Consider the following 19,750-nt stretch of genomic DNA (forward strand, 5'->3'; position numbering starts at 1 on the left):
GGGGGGGGGGGGGGGGGGGGGGGGGGGGGGGGGGGGGGGGGGGGGGGGGGGGGGGAGACGGCCATCACCGGCGGCCGCCGTGACGGGCACGACCCTGGCAACCCATCCCACAGCACTATCAATATAGGCACAACCCCATAGAGCCGAGGGCGAACGCACAATAATTTGCCGCCCTTGTGTTTGCGTTTCCCGCCTAGCTCTCGGGACGCCAGGCCAACTCCACCGGCGAGGTGAGGCATGCTGGGCAATGAAAGCAATGAAAGCAGCCCGCCAATAACGTCGGTGACGGGTGGGCGTGCGGCCTCGGGCACAGCGGTGGGGTGGTTAGAGGCTGAGGTCATAGCCGCTCTCTTGTTCGCGGTGCTGGCTGCGGTCAAGTCCGAGGTGTCGGTTTAGTGCCCGGTCTTGTTGTGCGCGTTGGGTTTTCTGGTAGGTGCTGCGCCGGCGGGTGAGCGTGTGTTGGTGCTCGGCGACCAGCGAAGCGACCCGCTCGGGCAGGTCCTGGGTGGGGGTGTCGGCGGCGATTTGGTGTGCGGTTCGGGCGGGTTCGTCGCGGCCGATGACCTGCCGGAGCGCCCGGGCGGCGTGGGTGGGGGTGCCGCGCCGCGCCAGGTGCATCCCCGCAGTCTCACCGCCGGCGGCACGATCATGGCCGTGGGTGTGGTCGGCCTCAGCGGAGTCGCGGTGGTAGAGGTAGGCGTGATTGGATTCGCGGCCGCGGGTCAGGGCGACGTAGGCCAGGTTGCGGCTGGCGGTCTCAGCGAGCACGGCGTGGGTGGTGTCGGCGGTGACGCCCTGGGCGGCGTGCACGGTGACGGCATGGCCGAGCTGCACATGGTTACGCAGGTAATCGTCGCTGAAGACGGCCCACGCGCCGTCGCTGAGCCGGCGGGCGGCCAGGCGGGGATGCTCGGCGCTGTCGTCGACTTTGATGACCTGCCAGCGTTGCCCGTTACGCACCGGCGCCTCATCCAAGGTTTGGGTGCGGTCGTCGGGGTTGTAGACGGTAATCGTCGGGTCGTTACGGCGGGTGATCACCACATCCCCGGTGGTGATGTTGTGGCCGCGAGCTCCGGTCACCGTCGTGGTGTCGCGCCCAGCGGCGGCATGCTGGGCGATGGTGTGGTCGTGGACACGGCGATTGAGCGCATCACACATCTCGGTGGTGTCGGCGAGCAGCAACGCGTCTTTCCCCGCGGCGAGATCAGTCTGGTGGGCGGCCAGCGCGTCGGCGGCCATGGTGACCTGATCCCCACACGCCAACCGCTGGTGGTCGCGATACCAGTTGATTGCGCGGCGCACCGCCGCGGGCCCGCCGTCACCCACGGCCAGGGCCGCGGTGCGTTCGGCCGGATCGTGTTGGCGCCACACCTCGGTCAAGCGTTGCGCCCAGGGCAACTCCTCGCAGAGCTGGGTGAACATCCCGCCGCGGGCTTTGACCGGCTCGAGCTGGTGGGCATCACCGACCATCACGGTTTTGGTTCCCGCAGCGGTGGCCGCGGTAAGGAATTGGCGCCAGTGGTCGGTGCCGACCATGCCGGCTTCATCGACCACGACAACATCGAACGGGCCGAGCTGCAACCGGCCATCGGCGAGGCGGGCCAGGGCACTGTGCATCGTGTAGCCCTCGCTGGCCGCGCCTTCGGCGACGGCGACATCGACGGCTTTTCCGGTCGGGGCGATCACGATCATTCGCGCCTTCGCGCGGCGTTCGACAATGCTGCGCAACGCCCGCATCGAGGTGGTCTTGCCCGCGCCGGCCGGCGCCGACAGCGGCACCACCAACTGGGGGGTGGCGGCGATCGCGGTGACCACCTCATGCTGCTGGGCGGAGAGCCCCAGGGCGGTCGCGGTGTGCTCGGCGGGGCGCACCCAGGCCATGGCCCGCACGTTGGTGGTGTCAACGAGGTCGAACACCCGACGTTCCTCAGCCAAAATCAGATCCACGGTGTAGCGCGCGGATCCTTCCCTCTGGTGCGCCAGCCGCGGCCCCGTGAGCCGCATCCCGACCGCATCCACGCACGCTTCGATGAGCTGGCGCGGCAACCCCGCACCCGCACCGACAGCACTGCCGCCACCGTTGTCGGAACCGCCGGTATCGCCGGCGATAAGCGGGAGTTGGGCGCCGATGACTTCCACCAGATCCGCCCGCGTCAACCCGGCTTTGTCGGCGCGGGCGGCCATGGCCGCCACGGCGCGCCGATCCACCACCGGCCTCCCGCGCGTCAGGCGCGCCGCGGCCGCGCGCGCCGCCTGCTGACGCGCTTCCCGCGCCTGCTGTTGGGCGGCGCGCGACACCCGCAAACCCCGCGCATCGGCGCGCCATTGGGCGCGTAGTTCGGCCCAGGACAGCGATTCGGGTTTGCGGGGTCGGGTGGCTTTTTGGGCGGCCGCTAACTGCGCCTGCGACAACCCCGCGACAGCGTCGATGACGGTCAGATTGTTGGCTGCCCACTGCCGTAACTGGGTGCTTCTCTGCGACCAGGCGGAGATGGTTGTGGGGTCGATGCCGGCGATCTCCGCCATCCCCGTAGCGGGGTCGACTGGCCCCCACTCGATCCCGGCCAGCCGGTGCAGTTCATACCGCAGGGTGGCCTGATAAATGATGCCGGCGGCGCGGGCTTCATGAAACAGCGACGTGCCGTCAATCGACACCAGCCGCCCATCGGCGCGGGCTTGCCGGTTGGGCACCAGCACGTGGGTGTGCAGGTGCGGATCCCCGGCTCGGGAGGTCTCGTGCTGGTAGGCCGCGGCCACCAAACCGGGCAGTTTAACGAGGTCCTTTTCTCCGGTGATGGGGTTATGCACCCGGGTGTAGCCAGCATGCTGGGCGAGGTATTCGAGGGCTTCGCCGATCGCCGTCTGGTGCGCAGCGGACACGGCTTTGTCGATGACGTCATCGCCGAACACCCGCACCAACGACACACTTTTCGGGGCGCAAAACGTCAAATCAAAGCCGTGCACGCCACTCGTGCCGTGTGCCCGTCCGCACTCCCCAGACGGCGCCACACCGTCATCGAGCCAGCGCGCCACCACATCGGGATCAGCATCCCCACCCGCACGCTCACCGCCGGTCAAACCCACCAAGTCCGCGGCCATACGAGCAGCCCCCGCGCACATCCACACCGGGGTACGGGTGTCGCGTTCGGCGTAATACTCCGCCAACCCCCCATTAGCTTTTTGCCGGTCGGCGATCGCATCGCCCACGGCGCGGGCAGTGTCGTTGTAGTAATTCACCGACCACAACGACAACTTCGCCACCGTCAACACCACAACCACCCCATCACCCGCGATCCGGGGCGCCCGCCGACCCGCCAGGGGAGACGAACCGACGGACGCCACCACCAGCCTCGCACAACTTGTGCAAATGTGCCACACGGTCTCGGGGTAGTTAGGGAAGGTAGCGGAGAGGGAGTAGACGAGCTGAGGGAAAGCAGCCAAAGGGCTGCTAAAACAAGGAGACGGTGGAAGGGATTAGGAGGCAGAGAGTGGGATGAGATGGGAGAGAGTCGACTACCGGAATGTATGAAGCGGCGGCTGCGCCCCGAGGCATAACCGGTGGCGGCACGCGCACGGGTAGTTGTCCGCTGCGGACCGAACATGTCTAGGTGCATTAACTACTGCTGTCGGGCCTCGCGGTGGACAGCCAATGACAGCGGCGTGATGCGTGGGGCTGCTGCGTGGTTGTCGCGTCTGGTGGAGGCGGTGGCGTACTCGTGGCAGTGCGTGGTGGCGCTGTGGTGGGCGCGCTCGCGCAGCACGCGGCGGATCTCTTGTTGGGCGGCGAGGATCCGGGCTCGCGAGGCGTCGGTGAGCACCACTGGGCGCGGCGTCTGGTCGATGCTGGCGGCGGCGTAGCCGCCGGCCTTTGGTGTTGAGGGTTCGGGAGGTGACCAGTTCAGCCGTCGTAGGCGGCTGGACAGGAATGCGCCGGGGTTGGTGATGTGGTCGGGCCAGGTCGCACCGCGTGCGCGCATGTCGGCGTTGAGGGCGTCGGTGATGGCGTGGGCGGTCCACACCGTGGGGTCGATGCCAGTGGCGGTCAGCGCATCGCAGATGGTGCCGATGTGCACGCGGTCCAGGCCATGGGTGGCAGCGACGAGGCTGGCGGCCAGTCGCTGAGTGGCCAGTGGGCGCGGCGTGGACCGCCGTGACGGACACACTGCACGGCCTTTTCCCGGATCTCGGGGCACGGGCGCGCAAGCGCGCCCGCTTGGTGAGTGACTCCCTACGGGAGAAAAAGAACTAACACCGCCTGACGGCGGTAGGTGGAAATCGTGCACAGGTTCCTGCACAGGACGACGCCGTGCCGGTCGGGGGTCGCGGCGGGGCACCAGGTGGTACACCGAGGGTCGCCGCCCGACGCTGGGGGTTCCTGGTGAGCCGTGGCCACGTTGGGCCTCCACCGCCCATTGGGAGGCCCGCAAGACCCGCCAGGCGGCGGTCACGGTGCGCACGTCGCAGCCCACCCGGTGCGCGATCGTGGCGCGGGTGACGGCGACGTGGCGGCCGGTGGCGTGATCGGCGTGCTCGGCCATCACCGCCGCGATCGATAACAAGGTGGCCGCGGTGATCGACACCCGCTGCTCCGCGCACAGCTGGCCCAGGGCCGGCGACTGCGCCCAGCGTTGGAGTCCGTCGAGCCAGCTGCTGCGGCTGGTCCACATCGGCGCCCGCGGCGCACACGCGCCCGCGCGTTCCACCCAGCCGCGACGGCGCTCGTTCGCGAGCGCACGCATGACGTGCGGTGTGGGTGCGATGGCTGCGAACGGCGTGGGCCGCGCACTGCCCACCCGAGCTGATCGGGTGCTAAGGAAGTCACGATTTGCGCACTGATTGCGCGCCATTTCTGGAACGTCAGACAGGCGTGCGCTACCGTGAGACGAGTCCAGCAAGACACGTCCCTTTCGGGGCAACGGGTGCGGACCCGGAACCGAGCGGCTAACTCGGTTCAAACCCAGACAGGGCCTCGCTACGGCGGGGCCTTTGTCATGTTCAGGCTTGGATCTGCACCGCTATGGAAATGTCACATCTGCCCGCCTACAGGTGGCGGGGCGTGTGTCTACATCGCCAGCGGCAGAACCTCCTTGTCGAGTTCGCGGACAGCCTCGGGCCGACCAACCGCAATGGCGAGCAGGTCTGCGGAGAGCTGGCTGACGCTGGTGCCGCGTTCGGCGGCCATCTCACGGAGCCGGGCGTATACGGATGCGTCAGCGCGAACCTTGATCTGCTCGCGCGGACCTTTGTGCGGTTGGGCCATCCCGTGATCCTTCCGCGAAAGGAGCCTTGTACCTGGTACCGACACGCACTTGGCTGGGACTGCCGTGAAACAGGAGGTCGTTCCTGGGGTCACCACAATGGCAGGCCGAGAAAGGGTGAGGCCTGGCCCCGCGCGGGCACCGGGTAGCCCGCGAGTCCTCGCGTCAGGGCCGTTTGGTGAGGATCGCGATGGCGGCTTGGATGACGACGCCGAGGACGGCGCTGATGACGCGTCCGGTATCTCCGATGGTGAGCTTTGATTCCGGGTTGCGGGCGTGGATGCGATCGGCGAGAACGCAGACGCTCACGACGATGGCCACGACTCCGAGGATGGCAGCGATGCACACGGCCAGGTCAGTTCCGCTCATGGTTGGTGCTCTTTCTCTGGTTGGTCGGGAAAGCGGCTCCCGGAGCGGGGTGTTTGAGCTCCGCTCTCTTCTTCTGGGCGGAACTGCGCTGTTTTCCACGGCACTGGCCGCACCTTTCTCGTCGTGGCAACTCGGTCATTAGTGAAGTACCGGGGCGAGAGCTGTTTTCCGTCGCGCGGTGCGGCAGGTAGTTCTCTGGCACTCATCGGGAGGTATATGCCGGCGGGGTGCAGCGGCGGGTCGCGAGGTGCGGGTCGAGGCGAAGGGATGCTGGGTGTGGCATTCACGACCTCTAACGCCTTGTTTCGACCCGATTTGCCGACAAGCCGGGTGGTCACGGTTCGGTAACGGTCTGAACAATGCCGTCTTACGTCGGGAGACGTAAAGACGTAATAGCGTGTTGACGTATATGCGTCATTGCGCTGTGACGTAAGGTTTGGGCATGCCTACGGTTTCTTTGGTCCACACCAAGGGCGGCGTCGCGAAGACGACCTCGGCGGTGTATCTCGCGACCGCTGCCCAGCGCCGCGGTCGCGATGTCGTACTTATTGATGCCGACCCGCAGGGCTCGGCGCTGGAATGGGCGGCGGCCGCCCAGGATGACCCCTTGCCGTTTCCGGTGGTGCCGGCACGCCGACCCCTGGACGTCAGTGGCCACCAGGAGTTGACGATCGTGGACACTCCCCCGGGTACGGCACAGGTTATTCAGGAAGCGATCGAACTGGCCGATTTGGTCGTGGTGCCCACGGGGGCCTCACCGCTGGATGTCCGCCGGGTATGGCCGACTTTGGAGATCACCGCGCACCGCCCCACGGCGGTGCTGCTGACCGGCGTCGATCTGCGGACCCGACTAGCCGACGAGGTGAAGAGCCTGCTGGAGGACGAGGGCGTGCCGGTGATCGAAACGCGGATTGTTCGCCGTGAGGGCATCCGCCGGGCGTTCGGGTCTACACCGAATCACCTGTACGGCTATGACGACGTGTTCGACGAGCTGATGGGGGCATTGGTTCATGTCTGACTTGACTTCGAAGATGGCCGCGCGGGTGAAGACAGAGCCCGCCAAGCGGGCGGCTGAGGCGTTCCGCTCCCCCACTGACGATATGCAACGCGCCACCGTTTACCTGCCACGCGCGACGGTGCGCGGACTGAAGCAGGCCGCACTGGACCAGGACACGAGCATGAGCAAAATCCTCACTGACCTGGCCGATCGGTGGTTGGCACAAAACGTAAGGACGTAAGGACGTAAATGCGTCCTTACGTCCTTACGTCATTACGCATACAACTTCATACCCCTGCCGGGAACGTCCTGGCGGGCGATTGCATGCCCGCCAGTTAGCGTCTGTTCCATGCGAGTGGGTGTGTACATCGACGGTTTCAATCTGTACTACGGCGGCAAGTTCCTCTGCGGCTCTGGCACGGCCGGTTGGCGATGGCTCGACCTGCGCGCGTTGGCGACACGGCTGATGGCCAACCATTCCGCTTGGAACGGCGCGACCGTTGAACGCATCGTGTACTGCACTGCGCGTATCTCAGGAGCTGACAACCGCGTCGGCAGTCGAGAACAGGACGCCTACCTCGCCGCTTTGACCCGCGCCGCTGTCGTGGATCACATCGAAGAGGGCAACTACGTCAACCGCGTAACCTCCGCGCCCCTGGCCACCAAGGACCGACGCGGGCGTCCGGTTCTCACCACCCCAGCTTGGCCGGTAACCATCAAAGATGGCGCCGGGCAGAACGCCCCCGACGCGCGGTTCTTCGTCTCTGTTGCGCGGCGTGAGGAGAAGGGCTCCGATGTGAATGTGGCGGCCCACCTGCTGCTGGACATCCTCGAAAAGCGCATCGACGCCGCGCTGGTGATCAGCAATGACAGCGACCTGAAATTTCCTGTCCAGGCCGCACGTGACCGCGTCCCGGTCGGCACCATCAACCCGACCAAAAACCAGACCGCAGGAAAGCTGCGGGGGCGACCGTCGGACGGGGTAGGCAACCACTGGTGGTACCAGCTGGTGGCTGCGGATTTCCAGTCATGCCAACTCCCAGACCCTGCTGGCGGGGTGTCTAAGCCGCCGCCCTGGTGAGCTACCCCGACAGGGGAGGGGAATTGCGTGGGCGCAACGCGCGTTGCATAATTGCGCAATACCACCCGTCCCCGGCAGGGGACGGGTTTTTTCTGCCCAGCGTAAGGACGTAATGACGTATATGCGTCATTACGTCGTTACGTCACGATTGCTTATTGAAGCGCTTTTCCCAGGCTGGGTAGCTGCCGAGGCTACGAAGAAGGGGAGCCGTGAGTGCTGCCACCACCTGGTCGGGGTTTTCGTCGAGGTCGGCTAGTGAGGCTTCGGTTGCTCTCTGGTAGATGTCTTCTGTGTAGACGGGTCCTCTGTCGCCGAAGTTCCGGTCGGCGATGATCCATGACGTCGAGTCGCGAAGGCCATTCATCGAGAGCGCAAATCGCCAACTGCCGGTGTAGCCCCAGCGGTGCGACACTGCAGCGGCCAGGCGGGCAAGCAAGCTGACGTGTCCGACGATCAACATCTCCAAGACGACGGTGAGATCGGGTGGGGGAGGGGACACGTTGCTGAATGAGCGGGTGGTCACGGCGCGCTCGGATGCCAACACGAGTCGGCCTGACTCATAGAGCACGATCTCGGCGGCGGAGTCCTTGCCGGCGAAGCGTTGCCCGTCGTACATGCCGGTGTTCAACGCGACGCCGCCAGGGCGGCGGTGGAAGCCACTGGCCTGCGCCAGCGTGGGAGCGTATTTGTGGTGTTCAGGACCTATGACCGAGTGGACGAGTTGCAGTACTGGCTCTTGCCACTGTGATTCTTCGGTGAGGGAGACGAGCAGGTCTTCTCGCGCGCCGACCGGGTCGGCCAGCACGACGAGCAGAGGAGCATCGTCACCAACGAGTTCGGTACGGATCGAGCGGGCCTCAGCTCGCAGATCGCGGCGGTCCGCCAGGCGTCGGTCGAGAAGCCGCACGACCTCGGCGTTGGGCAGTATCCGGTTGGTCTTGTCGCCACGGCCGTAATAGCGGCCATCGACCATGTGTGGCGCTCGGACTGACTGTGGAACGTGGACCACGACGTACCCGTGGCCAGCGTTGCTTGTCGAGTTGATGACGGTAGTGCGGATCTGTACTGCCTCGTCGACCCTCATCCGCGCAATCTGCTCGATGCGTTCGGCCAGGCCGTCGAGAGGAACGGGCCACAGACCAGGCGGTGAGGTGTCCTCGTCGACGCCGATCAGGATCGTCCCGCCGTCGAGGGAGAATGCGGCGATGTCTTTCGCCAGATCCTTGTTGGCTGCGTTGCCCGATCCCAGCTCCCTCTTGAGATCCAGCCCGTGGCTTTCCTCCAACAGGCCGTTCTGGGCCAGATGTTCCAGGTCTTCCTCGGTCCGAGGGTCTACCGGATTCATGAGATTCCTTGTGATGTACTGGATTTAACGGCTGTGGCTGCTGAGGAGGTCGCGCAGTCCCTTGGCTCCACGGTCGGATACGGATTGAGATGACATCACGTAAGCGGCGGCCTGATCGGGCGTGAGCCGGCCGCTGCTGATGTGGCCGCTGAGAAAACGCCGGGCTTGGGCCTTGTCGTCTGCTCCGGTCCAGCCGTTGCGCCCTCCGTAGAAAATGACGGAATCGAGGTCTTTGCGCACGTCATCGGCCAATTCGGATACCGTGACCTCTCCTGTCAGCAGGTTGATGGCGGCCGCGCCAGCAGCCCACTCGGCCAAGGGGGTGGAGCCCTCGACGACAGCGAGTGAATGACCGCGGGCGAGGCCCATCGCGAAGTGCAACGACCGTTCGTCTGGCACGAAAGCCAGGACGGGCCCGCGGTCGGGCCGGTTGCGGGTTTGCGGGGTGGCGTGCCCACCTGCTCGGATGATCTCGTCGAGGTCGGCATAGCCGAAGCTCGCGGCATTTTGGGCGTTGCTCACCAGGAGCGGCGCGAGGTCCTCGTCCTGGCTGCGTTCCCAGATCCAATCGGCGGCCAGGGCGATCGCGTGCTCGTAGGGCCGATCTTCGACATCATCGGGGACCCACGCCGCGGCTCGCAGATGCGTCGTCGAGTGCAGATCGGCGCTGGTCATTAGGCGGCTCCTGATGGCGAACTTGGTTTGGCCAGGTAGCGGTACGCCGTGGCCCGGCTGATACCGAATGCCTGAGCAAGTTCAGGGACCGGTTCGCCCGTTGCGGCGAGTCGGCGCAGCTGTTCTTGGCGTTCCGGGGTCAGCTTGGCCGGCTTGGTGGGTGGCAGTTGGCGCACGCGGCGGGAGTCGCGCGAGGCGGCGCGCCGCTCGCGGCCGAGCTCGAGCTCGAGCTCCGCCAGCGTCGCCATGATGGTGGCCACCGCACGCCCGGTCGGTGTACCGGTGTCTACGCCTTCACGTAAGGCGCGCAATAGAATTCGGCGCTGGCCAAGATCTGCGATGGTGCGAGTTACTTCTACGACGGATCGGCCCAGTCGATCTATGGCGGTGACCACTACGGTGTCGCCTTCGCGGGCGTAGTGCAGCAAGGCCGCCAGGCCTGGCCGATCGGTGTTCACTGCACCGGAGACTTTGTCGGTGAAGACCTGGCCGGATTCGACCCCCTCGGCGGCGAGCGCGGCGAGCTGCGCATCGAGGTCCTGACCCACAGTGCTCACCCGCGCGTATCCGAGAATCGCTGTCACAGCATCTACCGTCTCATTGCCCTCCGACAATGAGGATCTGAGACACGCGGTGTGAGAGAAGAAATGAGACACTATGACCTGGGGCTACAGGAGGGGGAGTAGCCCCTTTCTTCTGCGTCTCGTTTCTCTAGAAACGAGACTTTAGAACGAGACAGACCTCGGGGTGGACCTTACGCGATGACGCTGCGGTCTCGCCCGGTGGCTTTGGCGCTGTAGAGCGCCTGGTCGGCGATTCCGATGAGTCCCGCGGGGTCGCGAACGACCTGGTCGGGCAGGCCCGCGCCACCGATGCTCACGGTGATCGACAGTCGGTGCCCGCCTGTGACGATCTCCGTCTCCGAGATGCTGCGCCGGATCCGTTCGGCCATGTCGGTCAGGTCCCCTCGTCCCGCTCCGGGCAGGATGACGAGGAACTCTTCTCCTCCGTAGCGGACGAGGACGTCGCCGTCGCGCAGGACCTGGCGAGTGGCAAGGACGGCGGATTGGAGCACTCGATCACCGACGAGGTGGCCGTAGGTGTCGTTGACTGACTTGAAGTGGTCGAGGTCGAGGATGAGGAGTCCGAGGGAGTCTCCGGACCGCTGGGAACGAGCGACTTCCTCCTTGAGCCGCTCGACTCCGAACCGGCGGTTGTAGACAGACGTCAGCGGATCGAGAGCGGCAACCCGTTGCAGATCCTGGTGATTGAGGGCATTGGTGAGGGCGACGGCCAGGTTGGGAAGAGCCGACTCGACGACGGCGACGGCCTCGCGATCCATGGGGCGGGCTGCCGCGAGTACCAGGACGCCGACGGTGGCGACTCCGTGGCGGACGGGAAGGACCCGCACCTCGGCAGGGACGAAGGTGACGACCGTCCCGGTCACGGTGACCTCAGGAGGCAGGCGGAGAACCCGGACTTCGTGTGAGCGGACGACGTTCTGGACGGCGTCGGAATCCGCGAGACCCGACGCGTCCCGAATGCCGAGTGAGCCGACGAGGTCGACGCGGCCGGCATTGACCACCAACAGGGCGGCTCCGTCGATACCCGTACGTATCGTCAACTCGTGGAGGGTCGACTCGGCCAGTGACGCGAGTTCCAGGTGCGCGGCGAGCGCCTCTCCGATGGCCGATATTCCGTCGTTCACCCGGTGACTGGCGGCCAAGCTCTCAACGAGGCGGTTGAAGGAGTCGGCAGCCTCGCCGAGCTCGTCGGTGGAGTCGACCGGAACGTGGCAGGATTCCGGGTCACAAGAAGTCCAGTCGCCCGTCTGTGTGGCCTCGCGCAGCGATACCTCGACACGTCTCATGCTCACCGCGAGTGCTTGCAGCCGGACTCCCACCACCATCTGGACGAGAGCGGTATTGATGGCGCCGACCAGCAGGCCGGCCAGGATCGTCGCAGCGAAGAAAGCTGGGCGGAGCGCGACGTCATGCGCGACCCCCAGGGGGATTACCGCGAACGGGAAGATGAGGCCGATGAGAAGCCCAAACCCGATCATCCAGATCCGCAGATCGAGCAGGACGCGACTGGTCAGACGGGGCAGCCAGCTGCGATAGGACAACATCGGCGTCGGCGGTGCGGAAGCGGTCACGTCCGTCATCCTGCACCGCCTGGCCGCTTTGGCCCAAGCAAGAATCTGACCAGTCTCGACTCTTTAGAAACGAGAGCATGCGCACGACGACTGCGTCAAACGCACCTTGCTGATACGGGCACCTATCTCGTTTCCCGGGGCGGACCAGCAGGTGGCAGAGTGTGCGGGGAATGGTTCACCATTGCCTCTGCGCAGACGCGGGGGATTCATGCAGCGTTGGGGGCGACGATGATGTCGGTCATCAGTCGTCGGTTCTGGCAAAGCGACCACTATAACTGGCTGTCGGGATACCTGGCGGCCCGAAAAATGAGCGGGCCCACTCGCGCTGTGATGGCCTTCCTGAGCTCGTCATTTGTCGCCTGTCTGATCGTGTTGTTGACCAGCCAGGATGGCCCCCGCGAGCCCGTCCCGGTGGCAATGACCTGGATCGCTGTGATCGGCGGGCTGGCCGGGATGGCATTATTTGCCTGGCGGTGGCCAACCCGCGCCCAATCACTGGCCTTCGTCGTAGTCGTCAACACCTCGATCGCGCTAGCCTGTCTGGCCCACCCCAATCCTCTAGCCGCCTTGATCGGCTGCATCGCCTTCGCTACCAGCGGCGCCTACGTCGCCTTTTTTCACAGCACCGGATGGATGCTCTATAACTTCGGGGTGGCCGCTATGGTCGCCACTTTCCAAGCCGTGCGGCTGGCTATGACGGGACATCCCGCCCTGGCGGGGGTGGACTGGTGGCTGATCGTCGAAGTCAACGTCGCCCTACCGCTGGGTGGCCAAATCCTGGTTCGCGCTCTAGCGGGGGATCTGGTACGCGCCGATACCGACCCCCTAACCGGCCTACTCAACCGCCGCGCCTTCCACCGCAAAGCCCTGGGGATGATCCACACACGCCCCAGCAACGCGAACTACCTGATGGTGATGCTGATCGACCTGGACAACTTCAAAGCACTCAACGACACCCACGGCCACAAAGCCGGCGACCAGGCCCTAGTCCACACCGCCCGCACCCTGTCAGCCACCGCCGATCCACAGGTGGTGATCGCACGAATCGGCGGCGAAGAATTCCTGCTCGCCACCACCGCCCCAACCTGCACCGCCAAATCACTCGCCACCCAACTCTGTACAGCCATCGCTACCACTCCAGAACGAGTCACAGCCAGCATCGGAGCTGTGTGCACCCGCCTCGATAGCACCACGCCAACCGATCACGACGTACTCCTCGAAAAACTCGTCGCGGCCGCCGACGCGGCAATGTATTCAGCAAAACGCGACGGCGGCAACCAAGTCCATCACCCCAACCACCCGAACACGGAACAGCGCTCAGTTCGGGGCACATCAGACAGGAATTGATCAGCCTCGAATCTCTGGATCTGAGACAAACCCTGAAGTGCATGCGGGCGAGAACCGCGTCCGAGACAAGAACCGGGCCATCCCGATTCTCTAGAACTGAGACGGCCCGTTCATGACTCGCCGGCACCGAATACGACGGCGTCAGCGTGCTCGCGTGTTCGATCGGTTGCGAAGTGTGCGTCCTCGTCGCTCATCCATCTCTGCCAAAGCTCTTCGGACTCACTACCGTCGCGTGCCAGGCCTCGCAGGAGGCGGATGTGTCGTGGCGTCTCGATCCACACCACAAACGACAGCCTGTCCCGTACAGCGGCTCTGGCCGAGGAGACCCCTTCGAGGATGAGCACTCCACCAGGGGCTACCGTCTGCCATTCGGCGAACGTCCGCCGGTTCCAGTCGTAGCGCTGATACCGCGCCGCTTGGTTCGCGGCGATAGGTCGAAGGACCTGTTCTTCGAGCCGCGGCCACCAGTGAATGGGGTTGTCCCATGAGGCGAAGTCGTCGGTGTGCACGATCTGGGCAGCACAAGCCTCGGCCAGCCGGGCAGCATAGGTGGACTTTCCAGCACCCCCGGGACCGTCAATAGCGACAAGTCGCGTTGCTCCAAGCCGAGGTATGCGAGACCACACGTCTGCTGCAAGGTCTGCGACGCTCACCCCACCATGATGTCCAACATGACCGGATCAACCGGGCCGACCACCAACGTTCCGGAATGAGTCGACAAAACTCTGTCGCATTGGGAAGGGGCCGAATGGCAGGTTGTGATGATGGCCGACGAGGTGGTGTTCATCGGGGGACCATCAGGTGTCGGCAAGTCCAGCGTCGGCTTAGAGATGCACGCCCAGTTGAGTGCCGCCGATGTCTCGCACTGCGTCATCGACGGCGACTTCCTTGACATGGCCTACCCAACCCCCTGGGAACACGGATTGGCCGAGCGCAATCTTGCGGCCATCTGGGCCAACTACCGCGCGCTGGGCTACACCAGATTGATCTACACCAACACCGTCAGTGTGCTGCCCACCGTCATGCAGGCACTGCTCGATGCAATGGGCGGCAACGTCGAAGCGGTCGCTGTCCTGCTGACATGCACCGAAGACACCGCCCGCCAACGGCTTACCCAGCGGGAAAAGGGTTCAGCACTCAACCGTCAGATCGAACTCAGCACGCAGATGGCGGTGGCACTCGAAGCCACCTGCCCATCGACCGTGCACCGTGTTCCTACCGACACCTGCAGTATTCAATCGGTAGCCGCAGCCGTCATCCGGCTGACAGGCTGGCTTCCCGGCTAGCCGTCACCACCCACGGAAAATGCGAGACAGGATGTGATCCGTCTCGTTTCTTTAGATCTGAGACGCTGCCGAGTGCGAGGCCCTGTCATGGTTCAGCCCACCGTGTCGTTGCGGGGCCCCTCGCTGTCACCGGATCTCGATGACATAACCCACCATCGCTACCGTCCGTCCTTACTGTGAGACCGGGAAGCCGCCATCGGCGGCACCGGACGAGTCACCACGTCGCGCAGCAAGACCGGGCCTGGCGTCGCTGCCCTCGATCGGATGGACAGATCCCGGGAAGGGCACCCCTCACGGGGCCAGACCGGTTCAGCGTCGCGCTCCATCAGGACGACGACACGGATCGTGTCAGCCGCACCAGAGGTTTCCCTCGTTTGCATTCGGGAATACATAGGCCCGTCAATTGGCGATCGCCATCGAGGAGTCGAGCCCGCCATTCCTATCGGCGACCAAGACGAGGACAAGAAGATGAGCCAGCACCGCACCGGGCCTGACTCGGAATACGCCGACCTGCGTCCCATGTTTGCCCACCTCGCGACGCTGGAACCGGGCACATCGGAGTTCGTTGGTCAGCGCGACGCTATCATCAAACGCTGCTTGCCCCTGGCGGATCACATCGCCCGCCGCTTCGCCAACCGTGGCCAGCCCATCGACGATCTCGTCCAGGTGGCGCGCGTGGGGCTGGTCAACGCGGTGAACCGTTTCGACGTACAGGCCGGTCCGGACTTCTTGTCTTTCGCAGTCCCGACGATGATGGGCGAGGTACGCCGATACTTCCGCGACTACAGCTGGTCGCTGAAAGTGCCGCGACGCTTCAAAGACCTGACTACCCCTCTCAACCGAGGCCGCGAGGAACTGTCTCACACGTTGGGGCGCGCCCCGAACGCGAGTGAACTTGCTGACTACCTCGGTATCGACCGCGAGGAAGTGCTTGAGGGCCTCATCGCAGCGGATGCATATTCGACGGTGTCCACCGATGTGCCGGTCAGCGCGGGCGACGACAAGCTGGTTCTGTCCGACCAGTTGGGATCCGAGGATGCCAACATCGAGCGAATGCTCACCGTGCAGGCCCTGCGCCCGCTGATCACCGCCTTACCCGACCGCGAACGTCTTGTATTGCGCCTCAGGTTCTTTGAGAACATGTCGCAAACGCAGATAGCGGAACAGATCGGCGTGTCACAGATGCACGTTTCCCGCATCCTGGCCCGCTCGATCGCCGCCCTGCGAGAGCAGTTAGAGAATGGGGAATCCGCCGCGGCCTAACGACCACCCTGAGCCGGTGGTATGACAGGCGGCTGCCGCTCGAAGGTGGCCGGTGGCTTGGACAGGATGGGGCCGCCCGATTTCGACGGTGTGGTCGGCGATCCGTTCGTCGAAGCAGCCCAGCACGGCAGCCACAGAGACGGGGTGGTCCGCGATGCGCAGCACCACAGCCGGGCTTGCGGGCAGGTGATCCAGGCGCGGTGTCGCATAGACCGCCGGTCAGCGCCGACACCAACCGTTCCACCGGGAGTGTTCCATCATGCAACGATGCCCTTTATCAGCTAACATGCATGGGCGATCTGCACAGTCAAGGCCTGCGAAAATGCGGTAGTTGCGGTGCAATATCAAATCATCGCCCGGTGCTCGTCGCCAACCGCCAGTACGGACCGGGACATCACTGCGGTCAGGTATCGAGTCGAGGGCGCTACGGGCAGCTGTAGTCGTGAGCAGATGATCACCCTGCTGGAACAGGGCCACACCGCCTTCGTCACAGATCAACACGGCTACTCCGACGTGGGGATCTTCGACTTAAACAAGGTCAAATATTTGCGCACGTACTGGGGCGACTTCTGGGACGACAACCTGATCTTGCTGCCGACGTTCGATGTCGACGTACGCCGGCACAATCCGGCTGTCGGTTCGGATGCCCAGTCCCGCCGCCGCCATGTGGGCCCCCTTGTTGGACGCGTTCAGATCGCCGTGTCACGGCTGATCGGTGTCACGCCACGGTGGCGCCGCCGGGCCGACGAGCGCCCCGCTCTCGCCCGGACCTAGAAGCCCCCAGGCGCGGTCGAACGGCTTCAAACCATGTCCACCACACCACACCGGGGTGCCTGATTTCGGAATACCGGGCACCCATCCCGCTTCACGAGGTTCGATCCTGCGGGTCACAAAGTGCCGTCATACACCTAACGGCGACACCCGGTTACCGGTATCCTTGGTAGGGCTGACGGGGTCACGACGATGCGGCGTATGTTCCGGTCGGCCTTCCCCGTGCAATGAGGTCACGCCATGGCGCCACTACCGCAGAGATCTGTGGGTAGCGATGTTGATGATGTCGCGTTGGCGTGGGAGCTGGCTGCATCTGCGTGCCCGCATCTGGGCAGAGTGCAAAACGACGCTATCTACATTCAGCTCGGTATCGGTGAGACGTTCGACGCCATCGATGCCCTTATCAGCGCCCTCGTGGTGCACCAGATACCGATCAGTGCTGCCCTGGCCGCCAGGACCGTGCACTGGCTGGACAGCTATCGCGGTCAACTCGCCGAACCGCGTCTACGCCAAATGCTCACCGAGCTGACTACGCATCCCTCCGATCAGCGCCAAACATCGCCTCGGACAACGAATCCCGCGCACTCCGACGAGGTCGCCTAAGCACACGGGCACGCCCTGGGTTCGGGAGACCGCAGACAGCGCCGCGAAGGGCAGCGACAGAAACCCGCCCCGATCCGCAAAGAACCGTTGTGGCTCACGATAACTGAGCGCGCGGTAGCATTTGGTGCGCTTTGGCCGCACCTAGAAACCGCCCGGAACCGACCGATGGGGACATGCGTTCCGCCACTCGGACGGTCGGTGTGGCTACGGCGATCTGGGATGGGCGTGGGCGGAATCGACGATGAGATTCGTGCCTGTTCGTTTCGCTTGGTACATGAGCATGTCGGCGTGCTGCAGCAGCAGCTCGGGGCTGGTGCCTGGGTGGGCGAGGACAACGCCGATGCTGACCGAGAGGTCATCGTAGATGCCAGCGCCGAGGGCCACCGGCCGGGTGAGTTCGGTGCGAATCCGTTCCGCCACGCGGCGCAACTGCTGCGTGTTGTCCACGCCGGGGCAGAGCACCGCGAATTCGTCCCCGCCGAGTCGGGCCGCGGTGTCTCCTGGCCGGATGGATCGTCGGATGCGCCGTGCCACTGTTTGCAGCACCTCATCCCCTTCGGCGTGGCCCCACGAATCGTTCACCGCTTTGAAACCATCAAGGTCGAGGTAGACCAACCCCACCCGCTGCGAGTCGGCGTGATCAGCCTCGGCGAGGGCGGTTTCGATCCGCTCCTGCAGCAGTGTCCGGTTCGCCAATCCGGTCAACGGGTCATGCAGGGCAGCCTCACGCAGTTTCCGGGCGTGTTCGCGTGCGTCGGTGACATCGCGAAAGGCCATCACCGTGAGCTGCGGCTGGTGGACTAACGGCACCGTGGCCAGCTCGACGACCCGCGGTTCGTTGGCGGTGTCGAGGACGAGGTCACGGGCCACACCGTGCTGCGGCCCTACGCCGGCGTCGCCGGGAGCCGACATGTCCGCGCGGGCCGAGAGAATCTGAGTAACCGCGCTGGAGTCGGCTGCCCGGGCGTTCTTCAGGACGACCTCGCCCGCCGAGGTCACGACAAGCACGCCATCGTGGATGCTGTCGAGCACCGCGCCAAACAGTTCCGCACTGCGATCGGCCTGAATCCGAGCGTCGTCGAGTTGCCCAATAAGGCGATTTCGAGAATCCCGATACAGCGACAGAGCCAAAACGACGAGCGTCAGACTGCACACCATGGCTTGCGCCAACAGGGCACGAACCTGAATCTCGGGCACAATGAACACGCCTCGGTCCTTGAGGGTGGCAACAACGATCCACGCCCCGGCGACGCTGACAAACAGGGTGGTCACCGTCGTGCTGTAGCGCAGTGCCAACCACAGTGCCGGCACGATGCTGACGAACGCCAGCGGCAGCCCGGTATTGTACCAGAAGATCCACACGAACACTGCGGCGACACCGACCCCCGCCAGTGATGCCTCCAGGGCGGCCACCGCTGAGAATCGCCGACATCTCCATTCGACATCGGGGAGCCGCAGCCATACCGCGACCCCGATGAGCGCCGAGGCGCCGTTACGCACCACAAACAATACAAACGTCTGCCCGGCCGGGGCGCCCGCCTCCACGACCAACGCCGCGGTCGCGACCGCGGCCGCGCATCCGCATCCGCACGTCACCGCCCCGACCAGCCGCGCCAAATCACTCGGGTCACGAAGAACGATGTGATCGCGTCGATACCCCAATATCGCCACGGTGACGACCGCCAAAACGACATTGACCACCACGAACCACGCAGCGATCGACACCGTCGCTTCTGTAGCAAGGTTCACGGCAAAAGTCACGGCACCCAGCACCACCACATGAGCGGTGCGCACGGCCCTGCTGTATCGCTGAGCCACCAGCAACCAAATGATGGCGACCGCCGCCGCCGGCCAGACCAGCGCGACCTCGCTTCCAGGTATCCGCGACACACGGCCGACTACCGCCGCCATCGCATACACCCCAGCGAACACGACGAAGGCGGTCAGAGGACGCAACACTCGATTCAGCAGAGGCCCCTCCTTCCGCCGCACACCTCACACCGCGGAGTGCTCTTTCAGAAGGATCGCACGATTTAACGAGCAGCTGACCTGACTGAGTGCGGTTCCACTTGGTGCTCCAGGTGCGGCTCGCGCCGCCAGCCGGTCGTGGTGGCGGTACCAGTCGATCGCGCGGCGCAGCTTCGGATAGGCGCTGCGTCCTTGGGGCAGCTCGTCACAGTGGGGCAAACATCCCGCCCCGGCCTTTGACTGGCTCGAACCGTTGGGCGTACTCCACGCGGCGGACCTGGACAGAGATAGCCGATGTGCCCTCTAACAAGATCACAATACTCAGAACTCTGGCCATAATTGCCCAGAACACCCATCACGCTATCGTTCGGGCGGGTCATGCGACGAAAAAGCGCACGCTGGCCACCAGCCGAGGACTGCGACGACTGCCAGTACCGAGCGTGGGCACGTCGACATCAAGAGAATCCGTTTGCCGGCTTTCCGCGGAGGCAGTCGCAGCAGGCCTAGGTAATCGACTGTCCCGGCTCCGCCGGTGATGACGGTCGGGGGGGGGGGGGGGGGGGGGGCCCACCCCGGGGGCCCCCGGGGGGGGGCCGCCCCGGGCACCCCCCCCCCACCCACTAAAAATATAG

18 protein-coding genes are annotated in these 19,750 nt (G+C 65.0%); 8 read left to right on the plus strand and 10 right to left on the minus strand.

The features are described from left to right. Positions 1-324 precede the first annotated feature (324 nt). The 4 genes from mobF to CRM90_RS27565 all read right to left on the minus strand — a co-directional run bounded on the left by mobF (position 325) and on the right by CRM90_RS27565 (position 5,627). A complete protein-coding gene (gene mobF, locus CRM90_RS27550) occupies positions 325-3,261 on the minus strand; it encodes a MobF family relaxase (RefSeq protein WP_502693332.1) in 2,937 nt (978 codons plus the stop codon). Positions 3,262-3,617: 356 nt separating this feature from the next. Continuing rightward, on the minus strand, positions 3,618-4,739 hold the full coding sequence (locus CRM90_RS27555; RefSeq protein ID WP_233209551.1) for a rep protein: 1,122 nt from the start codon (positions 4,737-4,739) through the stop codon (positions 3,618-3,620). A 323-nt stretch (positions 4,740-5,062) separates the two neighbouring features. Then, positions 5,063-5,260 carry a ribbon-helix-helix protein, CopG family gene (locus CRM90_RS27560; RefSeq protein ID WP_036405108.1) on the minus strand — a complete coding sequence of 66 codons (198 nt, stop codon included), beginning with the start codon at positions 5,258-5,260 and terminating at the stop codon, positions 5,063-5,065. 163 nt (positions 5,261-5,423) lie between these two features. Then, complete coding sequence (locus CRM90_RS27565; protein ID WP_102810062.1) at positions 5,424-5,627, minus strand: hypothetical protein; 204 nt, start codon at positions 5,625-5,627, stop codon at positions 5,424-5,426. A gap of 442 nt (positions 5,628-6,069) precedes the next feature. On the opposite strand from CRM90_RS27565, the gene CRM90_RS27570 reads away from it, so the two are divergent. From CRM90_RS27570 to CRM90_RS27580, 3 genes are all read left to right on the plus strand, one after another. Continuing rightward, positions 6,070-6,645 (plus strand): nucleotide-binding protein, encoded by a 576-nt coding sequence (locus CRM90_RS27570; protein ID WP_102810074.1) that lies wholly within the window; start codon positions 6,070-6,072, stop codon positions 6,643-6,645. Further along, positions 6,638-6,865: a hypothetical protein gene (locus tag CRM90_RS27575; RefSeq protein WP_102810063.1), complete on the plus strand. Its 228-nt coding sequence runs from the start codon at positions 6,638-6,640 to the stop codon at positions 6,863-6,865. The genes CRM90_RS27570 and CRM90_RS27575 overlap by 8 nt, the downstream gene beginning before the upstream one ends. 108 nt (positions 6,866-6,973) lie before the next feature. After that, positions 6,974-7,705, plus strand: coding sequence for an NYN domain-containing protein (locus CRM90_RS27580; protein ID WP_102810064.1), 732 nt, complete (start codon positions 6,974-6,976; stop codon positions 7,703-7,705). Between the two features lie 142 nt (positions 7,706-7,847). On the opposite strand, the gene CRM90_RS27585 is transcribed toward CRM90_RS27580, so the two are convergent. The 4 genes from CRM90_RS27585 to CRM90_RS27600 form a co-directional block, all read right to left on the minus strand. Then, a complete protein-coding gene (locus CRM90_RS27585; protein ID WP_233209552.1) occupies positions 7,848-8,990 on the minus strand; it encodes an AlbA family DNA-binding domain-containing protein in 1,143 nt (380 codons plus the stop codon). A gap of 84 nt (positions 8,991-9,074) precedes the next feature. Further along, a complete protein-coding gene (locus tag CRM90_RS30840; RefSeq protein ID WP_199190084.1) occupies positions 9,075-9,725 on the minus strand; it encodes a hypothetical protein in 651 nt (216 codons plus the stop codon). After that, complete coding sequence (locus tag CRM90_RS27595) at positions 9,725-10,309, minus strand: recombinase family protein (protein ID WP_073680285.1); 585 nt, start codon at positions 10,307-10,309, stop codon at positions 9,725-9,727. Before CRM90_RS27595 ends, CRM90_RS30840 begins: the two co-directional genes overlap by 1 nt. Positions 10,310-10,479: 170 nt before the next feature. Then, complete coding sequence (locus tag CRM90_RS27600) at positions 10,480-11,880, minus strand: GGDEF domain-containing protein (RefSeq protein WP_158249074.1); 1,401 nt, start codon at positions 11,878-11,880, stop codon at positions 10,480-10,482. Positions 11,881-12,108: 228 nt separating this feature from the next. Here CRM90_RS27600 and CRM90_RS27605 point away from each other — a divergent pair, with 228 nt between their 5' ends. Further along, positions 12,109-13,227: a GGDEF domain-containing protein gene (locus tag CRM90_RS27605; protein ID WP_102810067.1), complete on the plus strand. Its 1,119-nt coding sequence runs from the start codon at positions 12,109-12,111 to the stop codon at positions 13,225-13,227. A 110-nt stretch (positions 13,228-13,337) separates the two neighbouring features. On the opposite strand, the gene CRM90_RS27610 is transcribed toward CRM90_RS27605, so the two are convergent. Beyond that, on the minus strand, positions 13,338-13,880 hold the full coding sequence (locus CRM90_RS27610) for a uridine kinase family protein (protein WP_102810068.1): 543 nt from the start codon (positions 13,878-13,880) through the stop codon (positions 13,338-13,340). A gap of 111 nt (positions 13,881-13,991) precedes the next feature. On the opposite strand from CRM90_RS27610, the gene CRM90_RS27615 reads away from it, so the two are divergent. The 4 genes from CRM90_RS27615 to CRM90_RS27630 all read left to right on the plus strand — a co-directional run bounded on the left by CRM90_RS27615 (position 13,992) and on the right by CRM90_RS27630 (position 17,150). Then, entirely contained in the window at positions 13,992-14,513 is a 522-nt protein-coding gene (locus tag CRM90_RS27615) for a nucleoside/nucleotide kinase family protein (RefSeq protein ID WP_199190085.1), read from the plus strand. 468 nt (positions 14,514-14,981) lie between these two features. Beyond that, on the plus strand, positions 14,982-15,776 hold the full coding sequence (locus CRM90_RS27620) for a SigB/SigF/SigG family RNA polymerase sigma factor (protein WP_102810070.1): 795 nt from the start codon (positions 14,982-14,984) through the stop codon (positions 15,774-15,776). A 450-nt stretch (positions 15,777-16,226) separates the two neighbouring features. Further along, on the plus strand, positions 16,227-16,550 hold the full coding sequence (locus CRM90_RS27625) for a hypothetical protein (protein ID WP_502693333.1): 324 nt from the start codon (positions 16,227-16,229) through the stop codon (positions 16,548-16,550). Positions 16,551-16,883: 333 nt separating this feature from the next. Further along, the gene (locus CRM90_RS27630; protein WP_102810072.1) at positions 16,884-17,150 is read left to right on the plus strand and encodes a hypothetical protein; all 267 of its coding nucleotides are present in this window, start codon (positions 16,884-16,886) and stop codon (positions 17,148-17,150) included. Positions 17,151-17,354: 204 nt separating this feature from the next. On the opposite strand, the gene CRM90_RS27635 is transcribed toward CRM90_RS27630, so the two are convergent. Then, the gene (locus CRM90_RS27635) at positions 17,355-19,061 is read right to left on the minus strand and encodes a diguanylate cyclase domain-containing protein (protein WP_102810076.1); all 1,707 of its coding nucleotides are present in this window, start codon (positions 19,059-19,061) and stop codon (positions 17,355-17,357) included. Positions 19,062-19,750: the final 689 nt, after the last annotated feature.

Origin of the sequence: Mycobacterium sp. ENV421 (assembly GCF_002887815.1) — a bacterium.
In the GTDB taxonomy this organism is placed as follows: Bacteria; Actinomycetota; Actinomycetes; order Mycobacteriales; family Mycobacteriaceae; genus Mycobacterium.

Bases quoted from the DNA above. Each gene is read 5' to 3' on its own strand.
- CRM90_RS27575 (WP_102810063.1), top strand. From the start codon at position 6,638: ATGTCTGACTTGACTTCGAAGATGGCCGCGCGGGTGAAGACAGAGCCC.
- CRM90_RS27560 (WP_036405108.1), bottom strand. From the start codon at position 5,260: ATGGCCCAACCGCACAAAGGTCCGCGCGAGCAGATCAAGGTTCGCGCT.
- CRM90_RS27620 (WP_102810070.1), top strand. From the start codon at position 14,982: ATGAGCCAGCACCGCACCGGGCCTGACTCGGAATACGCCGACCTGCGT.
- CRM90_RS27625 (WP_502693333.1), top strand. From the start codon at position 16,227: ATGATCACCCTGCTGGAACAGGGCCACACCGCCTTCGTCACAGATCAA.
- CRM90_RS27615 (WP_199190085.1), top strand. From the start codon at position 13,992: ATGGCCGACGAGGTGGTGTTCATCGGGGGACCATCAGGTGTCGGCAAG.
- CRM90_RS27555 (WP_233209551.1), bottom strand. From the start codon at position 4,739: ATGCGTGCGCTCGCGAACGAGCGCCGTCGCGGCTGGGTGGAACGCGCG.
- CRM90_RS30840 (WP_199190084.1), bottom strand. From the start codon at position 9,725: ATGACCAGCGCCGATCTGCACTCGACGACGCATCTGCGAGCCGCGGCG.
- CRM90_RS27580 (WP_102810064.1), top strand. From the start codon at position 6,974: ATGCGAGTGGGTGTGTACATCGACGGTTTCAATCTGTACTACGGCGGC.
- CRM90_RS27570 (WP_102810074.1), top strand. From the start codon at position 6,070: ATGCCTACGGTTTCTTTGGTCCACACCAAGGGCGGCGTCGCGAAGACG.
- CRM90_RS27605 (WP_102810067.1), top strand. From the start codon at position 12,109: ATGATGTCGGTCATCAGTCGTCGGTTCTGGCAAAGCGACCACTATAAC.
- CRM90_RS27635 (WP_102810076.1), bottom strand. From the start codon at position 19,061: ATGGCGGCGGTAGTCGGCCGTGTGTCGCGGATACCTGGAAGCGAGGTC.
- CRM90_RS27565 (WP_102810062.1), bottom strand. From the start codon at position 5,627: ATGAGCGGAACTGACCTGGCCGTGTGCATCGCTGCCATCCTCGGAGTC.